The organism is Empedobacter sp. UBA7494 (assembly GCF_002478465.1).
Classification (GTDB): Bacteria; Bacteroidota; Bacteroidia; order Flavobacteriales; family Weeksellaceae; genus Empedobacter; species Empedobacter falsenii_B.
The window spans coordinates 20,101-27,695 of sequence record NZ_DLOC01000032.1; the positions used below are offsets into that span (position 1 = coordinate 20,101).

A 7,595-nucleotide genomic window follows, 5' to 3' on the forward strand; every position below is an offset into this window, starting at 1 on the left:
TTTTACAGGATTTTCGTTAATTAAAGCAGGTTTTATTTTGGATAATCTTTCTTCAACATCATGACTCAATTTCATGTTAAAACATTCTACGTAATTATCTGTTTTTTCTTCACATCTTGGATAAATTGCGAACTGAGTCACATTTTTATTGTGTATATTTTTTGTAAAAAAGTAAAAGTACAAATAGAAAATACTAGTAGCTTTAGTAAGTTTTTCATAATAGGTGGTTTATGTTTTTATTTGGTAAATATTTATAAATTAATGATTTATATCAATCCGTAAATATTACCATAAATACCATAAATAGTGCCAAGCTCTAACCTGATTGTAACGGTAAATTTGCATAGATATTAAGTAGTAAGGTATATGAGTGATATAAAACAAGATTCAACGCAACTTGGTTTTGAAAAAGAGAATGAGCAATTCAGAACAGAGGTCGCAACAATGGATAAAAAAGGAACTCGAAAATGGGTGTATGCGAAGAAACCTTCTGGGAGATACACTAATTATCGTACAATTGTTTCTTCGGTTCTATTGCTTTTATTAGTTGGGTTACCCTTTATAAAATTAACAAATGGAAATCCTATTTTTAAATTTGATGTGTTCAATACGAATTTCATTCTTTTTGGTTATCCATTTTTTACAACAGATTTTTTCTTACTTGCTTTCGGGATGATTGTAAGTGTGGTTTTTATTATATTATTTACGACTGTTTATGGACGATTGTTTTGTGGATGGTTATGTCCGCAAACAATTTTTATGGAAAGTGTTTTTCGTAAAATTGAGTATTGGATAGAAGGTGATAGAAGCAAACAAATTCGTTTGGATAAACAAGATTGGAACGAAGAAAAAATTCTGAAAAGAGGAGGAAAGTGGACGATATTTTACATTATTTCGTTTTTCTTTTCGAATATATTTTTGGCATATATCATCGGAATGGATGAATTGATCAAAGTAATTACCGAAGGTCCATCAGAGCATGGAGGTTTATTATTTGGAACATTTATTTTTAGTATTTTTTTCTATTTTGTTTTCGCTTGGTTTCGTGAGCAGGTTTGTACGTTGGTATGTCCTTACGGAAGATTTCAAGGAGTTTTGATTGATAAAAAAACAATTCAAGTTTCGTATGATTTCAAAAGAGGTGAAAATACAAACGGACGCTCTAAATTTAGAAAAGGAGAAGATCGAATTGCTGTAGGAAAAGGAGACTGTATAGATTGTGGTCAATGTGTGGCAGTTTGTCCTACTGGAATTGATATTAGAAATGGTTCGCAATTAGAATGTGTAAATTGTACTGCATGTATGGATGCTTGTGATGATATTATGACGAAGATTAATCTTCCGACAGGATTGATTCGTTATGCTTCTGAAGAAAATATCGAACAAGGAAAATCATTTAAGATTACTGCAAGATTAATTGCTTTTACATTTGTATTGGTTGCAATGATAGGAGCAATGACGGTGTTTATGTTAAATAGAAGTGATGTCGAAGTGAAGTTTCTACAAGTTCCAGGAAAAGATTATGTCGTAGAAGGTGATTATATCATTAATACAATGCAATACAGTTTGATGAATAAAACCAACGAACAATATAAATTAGTTGTTCGTGTAAATGGTTTTAAAGGTGGAAAAACTGTTTTGCTAGTAGAGCCAAATCAATATATACAAATAAATGAAGGACAATTAAAGCAAGGTTTAATAGATATTAAAATTCCTAAAAGCGAACTGAAATCTTACAAAGTTCCAGTTATTTTAGAATTAAAAGATTTGAAGGGAAAAACCATCGATCATTATACGATAAGTTTTATGGCTCCTTTTTAGTTGAATTAAAAACGTCTTACAATTTGTAAGACGTTTTTTTTTGAGTTTATTTTTTTGTCAACACTTCGTTTTCAAATGTCACACCTTCCCATCCGTTTTGCATAAATTGACGAATATTATTGTGATCAGTTCCTTCTGGCGAATCTAATACAGCTTGATAATGTTCCGCAAATAATTTTAAGGTGTCATCTTCAGAGAAATTATTCAATTTTGCAAAAGCAAAAACCTTCGCACTTCCTTGATTTTGATCCGCAGCATTTTCCTGATTTCCATTTACAAAAGCAGAAGCTGTATAAATATAATTTTCTTCAATATGCGCAATAACATCAGCAAAATTAGCTTCGTTTTGGTTTAATTTTTCTAAAATCATTGTATCTTTTTGTCAAAAATAAGAACTTATTTCGAATACAATAAATCATTAAGTATGTTAATTTGTTCATGTCATCAAATTGTTAACTTATATTTAACAACTTTCTGTCTATTAATTAATTACATTTATAATTATTAACAAAATAAAAATAAATTTTATGTTTGAAAGAAGGCAATTTAATTATGAAACGTCAAGTGTTGCGCTACGTGAACTTGCGGAAAAAGGATATCAAGAAGATTTTAATTTATTAGAAAGTGATTTGATTGATCATCCGCACGATTTTAGAATTATTTATATCTATCGTTACGAAGGAAATTCGAATCCTGAAGATGAATCAAGTGTTTATGGAATCGAAAAAATATCGACAGGAGAAAAAGGAGTTTTAGTTGCAGGCAATTTGGGATTTGTACAAACAAATTTAGCATCGATACTTATCTAATTAGAAATTGAGGGCAGAGGTAGAATTCTGAACAACTAAAAATAAAAGCATGAATCAACTACTAAATATTACCATTAAAATATAAAAAAGCGTTATCAATTTTCTTGGTAACGCTTTTTTATATTTTTTCGAATAAATTTGAACTTTCTAAAGAAAGTTAATCGTTTTCTATTTTTAGTAATAGTCTATATTCAGAAAAACGATGTTCGCGAATAGGTCTTATAAAAGGTTCTGTTTTGAAATATAAAACTAAACATGGAGAAATATTTTTATATTTTTCTACAAACTCAAACAAAACTAATTCACCATTCTTTATTCGCTGTTTTATTTTGTTGTGATAAGGATACATTTTCCTTTTTATAAACTATTACTTCGCTTTTCTACACAAAACTTTGAATGGAATAGAAAAAGCACTATTATATTTTGATTTCAAACGACGAATATCTCTCGAAGCAGATGCTCTTGTAAAATAATCTCCAACCAAAACACGATAATCTGGCGAGAAATAAGCTGTTTGCGATGATAAGTCTGGATAGGAACGCGTAAATTCATTTCTTACCTTTTCTGCATCTTTTCTATCTTTCGAATAATAAATCTGAATTTTGAAACCATTCACTTGTGGTGTACCTGCGCAAGGATCATTAGATTGTATAACTGGTTTTTTCTCTGTCGGTTTCTTTACAGTAGTGGTATAACTACAAACAGCGTCTTCTTTTGCTTTTAAAACATTATTTATTCTACTATCAATTTCCATATTCAATGTACCATTGTTGATAATTTGAACGGTATCAATTTTATCTTGAGCAAACACGCAAGAAGAAAAAGTGATAAGGAATAAAAAGATAAATTTTTTCATAAGATGAAATTAATTTGTGCAAATATACTTTTTACAATTAAGTTATTAAATTTTATAGACTTTTATTTTCTTACAACGAATATTGTTCCAATTTTTTTTTACTAACAAATATTTGATTGTTGTTTCATAAAATTGATTGGCAGATTGTAATAAAAACAATAATGATTATTTTTTAAATTATGTTAAATAGTAATTTTTCTTGTTCTAAATCTTTTCTATCAAATCAAATAGATAATATTTATACAGCGATATTTTTTAATAATTAATTTAGAAACGTTTTAAATTAAGCTCAATGACAAAGTTCAGTATGTAAACTTTATGATTTTATTAAGTATTGAAGCTATTTTTGCTGTTAGTTAAGTGTTCAAATAAAAACGAGTTAAAAGAAACAACGAACTGAGATTATTTAAGTAAATGAAGGCAAGATTTCTAAAAAGAATACGTTTATGGAGCTGCGCGATAATACTATCGACGTTCTCCTTAGCAAATGCCCAAGATGCAGGTAAAGGTTACGAGTTATTCGAAGCCAACTGTACTGCATGTCACCAGATTGATGGCAAATTAATTGGGCCGGAATTACGTAATGTTGAGAAACGCGTACAAGATGAAGCTGGACTTGGAAAAGAGTGGTTACACTCTTGGATTAAGGACAACAAAGCTTTACGTGCGTCTGGAGATGCGTATGCAAACAAAATTTTCGCTGAGTACAATAACACTGAAATGTTAGCTTTCCCTAACTTATCTGACGGTGATATTGATAATATTCTAGCGTATACTGCCGATCCTGATGGTGGTAAAAAGGCTTTTGATGATGCAAAAGCTGCAAAAAAGAAAGAAGCTGCTGCTGCTAAAGCTGCTGCTGCCGGAAACGGAGGTGGTGCTGGAACAGGAGTTATCGCAGTTGGATTTGTTGTATTAGCAGCATTATTATTGTGGATTTTAGTTCGCGTTAATGCATTAGTTAAAGCAACTGCAACTGATGATTTAGATTCTAAAGAAGAAAAAGCTGCTTTTTCTTTCGCAAACTTCTTCCAAAAATACCAAAAAGTTGGTGGTGTGTTAATAGCAGTATTAGCATTCTTTGCATTGTACAACGTGTATTGGGGATTAATGGGAGTTGGTGTTGATAAAGGTTACGAGCCAGAACAACCAATCTATTTTTCTCACAAAGTTCACGCAGGTGTACAAGGTATCGACTGTCAGTACTGTCACAGTTCTGCTAAATACGGTAAAGTGTCTGGAATTCCTTCACCAAACGTATGTATGAACTGTCACAAAACAATCAAAGAATACAAAGGAGATTACTTCGAAGAAGATTTAATCACTTCTGGTAAATTCGCTGATGAGGAAGCAGTTAAGAACTTCTATACAGGAGAAATCCAAAAAATGTATAAAGCTATTGGATGGAATCCAGAAACGAACAAATACGATGGTCCACAAAAACCAATCGAATGGGTACGTATCCACAATATGCCAGATTTCGTATTCTTTAGCCACGCACAACACGTTGTAGCAGGAGAGAAAGCGATTAAGAAAGCAATTAAAGATGGAACTATTCCAAATGCTAAAGAATTGAACATTGGATCAGGAGACCAAGTTTGTTTTGCATGTCATGGACGTGTTGATGAAATGAACGAAGTAAAAATGGCGAATGATTTCACAATGGGATGGTGTATCGAGTGTCACAGAACTACTGAGGTAGATATGGACAACGAGTATAACAAAGAATATTACGCAGAACTACACGAAAAACTGAAAAAACAGTACGGTGACGCAACTAAGATTACAGTTGATGCTATCGGAGGTTTAGAGTGTGGTAAATGTCATTATTAATATAAAAAAGAGAGGAGTATAAATGGCTTCGAAGAAAAATTACTGGAAAAGTTTTGAGGAGTTAACTGACAATACATTAAATGAAAAGTTAACTACCAACGAATTTGCAGAAGAAATTCCTGTAGATAATTTCTTAGGGAATGATAACGCCATGGAGAATAGTCAAACTTCACGACGTGACTTTTTGAAGATTTTAGGGTTCAGTACAGCTGCTGTTACTTTAGCAGCCTGTGAAGCTCCAATCGTAAAATCTGTTCCTTATGTAGTTAAACCAGAAAATATTATGCCTGGTGTACCTACTTATTATGCATCTACAATTTTTGATGGATACGATTATGCGAACGTATTAGTACGTACAAGAGAAGGTCGTCCAATTAGAATTGATGCTAACAAAGGCGCAAAATATTATGGTTCTACAAATGCACGTGTTCAAGCATCTGTATTATCATTATACGATTCTGATAAAATAAAATCACCTTTAACAAACGCAGGTGAAAACTTCAAAGCAACATCTTGGAAAGAGCTTGATGCACGTGTAACAAAAGCATTAGCATCAGTAGGAGGAAAAAAAGTAGTTATTTTAACTTCATCTTTACCTTCACCAACAACTAAAAAGTTGATTGCTGAGTTTGCAACAAAATATCCAACAACTCAACACGTTGTTTATGATGCAATTTCTTCTACGAATGCATTAGACGCAGCACAAGAAGTTTACGGAAAAAGAGAAATCCCATTCTACGATCTTAAGAATGCTGAATTAGTTGTTTCTTTCAACGCAGATTTCTTAGGTGATTATAATGGTGGTGGAATGGAAGGTGATTATGGTGTTGCTCGTAAACCAGGAGCAAACATGATGCGTCACATCCAAGTAGAATCTGTTCTATCTTTAACAGGAGCTAATGCTGATACACGTTATCCTTTAAAACCAACTGATACTGAAAAAGTATTGGCAGAAGTTTATCAAGGATTAACAAGTGGTTCTGCTTCATCTAAAGAAGCAAAAGCAATTCTTGCTGAATTAAAAGCTAAAGGTTCTAAAGCGGTTGTTATGGCAGATGGTTCGAAAGAAGCATATGTAATTGCATACGCAATTAACCAATTGTTAGGATCAGCTGCAGTTTCTGATAAAGCTGTTTTATTAAAAGAGTCTAACGACGCTGTATTTAATCAATTTGTTGCTGAAGCTAAAGCTGGACAAGTTGGAGTTTTATTAAACTTCCAAACAAATCCAATTTACAATGCTAAAAATGCAAAAGAAATTGAATCCGCTTTCAAAAACATTGGACTTAAAGTTGGTTTAGTTGAAAAATTAGACGAAACTGCATCAGTAATGGACGTTATTGCTCCAGTTACTCATGGTTTAGAGTCTTGGAATGATTTTAACCCATTAACAGGTGTTTATTCATTACAACAACCAACAATTCCACGTGTATTTGATTCTCGTCAATTCCAAGATTCATTAATCGCTTGGATGACAGGAGTAACTAAAGTAACAGAAGTAGAAGATCCAAATGATCCAATTATGGTGATGGCGGTTTCTGCAACAAGACAAAAAGTTTCTCCATATTACTTATATGTAAAACAAAACTGGGAATCAGCTATTTTACCAAAATTAGGTGTAGATTTCAACAAAGCATTATACAATGGTTATAATGAAGGGACTGAAACATCTGCATTTACTGCTAACACTAGTGTTGCTACAGCAGCTGCTACAAAATTAGCTACTGGTAAAGCAACAGAATGGGAAATACAATTCTATTCTAAAGCTGGTTTAGGAGATGGTACACAAGCAAACAATCCTTGGTTACAAGAATTACCAGATCCAATTACACGTAACTCTTGGGATAACTATTTAACAGTTAATCCAAATGATGCGGGAAAATTAGGAATCAAAATTCAAGATAACTACAATGTTACAAACGGAAGAATGCAATTTGACGGTGAGTATGTAAACTTAACTGTTAATGGAGTAGTTTTAGAAAACGTTCCAGTATTCATTCAACCAGGTCAAGCAATCGGAACAGTAGGTTTAGCTTTCGGTTACGGTCGTACAAAAGCTGGTAAAGTTGCGAACAATGTAGGGGTTAATGCTTTCGCATTATACAATGGTAATGTAGGTGCATCTAATGTTAAGATCGAAAAATCTTCTCGTTCAGATAAACACGAATTTGCTAATATGCAACAGCAACCAACATTGATGGGACGTTACGAAATTGCAAGAGAAGTTTCTTTAGCAGATTTCATTAATACTGATCGTCAAGAATGGAATCCAGTTG

General features: G+C 32.4%; 6 protein-coding genes. 4 read left to right on the top strand and 2 right to left on the bottom strand.

The genetic code is table 11. The annotated features are described in order from the left end of the window. The first annotated feature begins 366 nt into the window (after positions 1 to 366). Positions 367 to 1,821, top strand: coding sequence for a cytochrome c oxidase accessory protein CcoG (gene ccoG / locus B4E95_RS03020; protein WP_291062751.1), 1,455 nt, complete (start codon positions 367 to 369; stop codon positions 1,819 to 1,821). A 46-nt stretch (positions 1,822 to 1,867) separates the two neighbouring features. Here ccoG and B4E95_RS03025 read toward each other — a convergent pair whose 3' ends face one another. Then, the gene (locus B4E95_RS03025) at positions 1,868 to 2,191 is read right to left on the bottom strand and encodes a HopJ type III effector protein (protein ID WP_291062753.1); all 324 of its coding nucleotides are present in this window, start codon (positions 2,189 to 2,191) and stop codon (positions 1,868 to 1,870) included. A gap of 157 nt (positions 2,192 to 2,348) precedes the next feature. On the opposite strand from B4E95_RS03025, the gene B4E95_RS03030 reads away from it, so the two are divergent. Beyond that, positions 2,349 to 2,630: a hypothetical protein gene (locus tag B4E95_RS03030; RefSeq protein ID WP_291089831.1), complete on the top strand. Its 282-nt coding sequence runs from the start codon at positions 2,349 to 2,351 to the stop codon at positions 2,628 to 2,630. Positions 2,631 to 2,997: 367 nt separating this feature from the next. Here B4E95_RS03030 and B4E95_RS03035 read toward each other — a convergent pair whose 3' ends face one another. Beyond that, positions 2,998 to 3,486 carry an SPOR domain-containing protein gene (locus B4E95_RS03035; RefSeq protein WP_291089834.1) on the bottom strand — a complete coding sequence of 163 codons (489 nt, stop codon included), beginning with the start codon at positions 3,484 to 3,486 and terminating at the stop codon, positions 2,998 to 3,000. 414 nt (positions 3,487 to 3,900) lie between these two features. Between B4E95_RS03035 and B4E95_RS03040 the strand changes: the two genes are divergently transcribed. Together B4E95_RS03040 and B4E95_RS03045 are read left to right on the top strand one after the other, a co-directional pair. Further along, complete coding sequence (locus tag B4E95_RS03040) at positions 3,901 to 5,319, top strand: c-type cytochrome (RefSeq protein ID WP_291089837.1); 1,419 nt, start codon at positions 3,901 to 3,903, stop codon at positions 5,317 to 5,319. A gap of 22 nt (positions 5,320 to 5,341) precedes the next feature. Then, on the top strand, positions 5,342 to 7,595 hold a 2,254-nt coding region (locus tag B4E95_RS03045; RefSeq protein ID WP_291089840.1), incomplete at its 3' end, for a TAT-variant-translocated molybdopterin oxidoreductase.

Bases quoted from the DNA above. Each gene is read 5' to 3' on its own strand.
- B4E95_RS03040 (WP_291089837.1), top strand. From the start codon at position 3,901: ATGAAGGCAAGATTTCTAAAAAGAATACGTTTATGGAGCTGCGCGATA.
- B4E95_RS03035 (WP_291089834.1), bottom strand. From the start codon at position 3,486: ATGAAAAAATTTATCTTTTTATTCCTTATCACTTTTTCTTCTTGCGTG.
- B4E95_RS03030 (WP_291089831.1), top strand. From the start codon at position 2,349: ATGTTTGAAAGAAGGCAATTTAATTATGAAACGTCAAGTGTTGCGCTA.
- B4E95_RS03025 (WP_291062753.1), bottom strand. From the start codon at position 2,191: ATGATTTTAGAAAAATTAAACCAAAACGAAGCTAATTTTGCTGATGTT.
- ccoG (WP_291062751.1), top strand. From the start codon at position 367: ATGAGTGATATAAAACAAGATTCAACGCAACTTGGTTTTGAAAAAGAG.